At 45.1% G+C, this 1,192-nt stretch carries 1 pseudogene; it reads right to left on the bottom strand.

Annotated elements, in window-relative coordinates:
* Positions 1–1,192 (bottom strand): annotated as a pseudogene (locus D0T08_RS27400) (SprB repeat-containing protein); the annotation flags it as partial.

Genomic DNA, 1,192 nt, shown 5'->3' with positions numbered 1-1,192 from the left:
TGCTGTACATCCTTTGGCATCAGTAACTGTGACTGTGTAAGTACCCGCTGTTAAGTTACTCGCTGTCGCACCTGTGCCGCCACTTGGTGACCATTGATAAGTGTAAGGAGAGGTTCCACCAACTGGTGTTACTGTTGCACTGCCATTATTGCCTCCGTTACAGCTTACATCAACTTTGGTAATACTTACAGTCAACACATTTGGTTGAGCGATAGTAACTGTGGCTGTTGCTGTACAGCCTTTGGCATCTGTCACTGTCACAGTATAAGTGCCTGCTGCTAAGTTACTCGCTGTTGTCGTTGTGCCACCACTTGATGACCATTGATAAGTGTAAGGAGAGGTTCCACCAACTGGTGTTACTGTTGCACTGCCATTATTGCCCCCGTTACAGCTAACATCAACTTTGGTGATGCTTGTTGTTAGTACATTTGGTTGGGTAATAGTTACTGTGGTCGTTGCTGTGCAACCTTTGGCATCTGTAACTGTTACAGTGTAAGTACCCGCTGTTAAGTTATTAGCTGTTGCCGCCGTGCCGCCGCTTGATGACCATTGATAAGTGTAAGGGGATGTACCACCATTTGGCGTTACAGTTGCACTACCATTACTACCTCCATTACAGCTGACATCAACTTTGGTGATACTTACAGTCAACACATTTGGTTGAGTGATAGTAACTGTGGCTGTTGCTGTACATCCTTTAGCATCGGTAACTGTGACTGTGTATGTTCCTGCACTTCGGTTAGAAGTGGTTGCAGAAGTGCCTCCACTTGATGACCATTGATAAGTGTATGGTGATGTTCCACCGTTTGGCGTTACTGTTGCACTACCATTATTGCCTCCATTGCAGCTTACATCAACTTTAGTGATGCTGGCTGTTAAAACATTTGGTTGGGTAATAGTTACGGTTGCTGTGGCTGTACAACCTTTCGCATCTGTCACTGTTACTGTGTAAGTACCCGCTGATAAGTTATTGGCTGTTGCCGCTGTTCCTCCACTTGGCGACCATTGATAAGTATATGGTGAAGTTCCACCCACTGGCGTTACTGTGGCACTGCCATTGCTGTCTCCATTACAGCTTACATCAACTTTAGTGATACTTGTTGTTAGTACATTTGGTTGGGTAATAGTTACTGTGGCCGTTGCTGTACATCCTTTGGCATCAGTAACTGTGACTGTATAAGTTCCTGCACTT

It is taken from the genome of Emticicia sp. C21, assembly GCF_003418935.1.
In the GTDB taxonomy this organism is placed as follows: domain Bacteria; phylum Bacteroidota; class Bacteroidia; order Cytophagales; family Spirosomataceae; genus Emticicia.
This window is presented reverse-complemented; position numbering and strand designations above follow the sequence as displayed.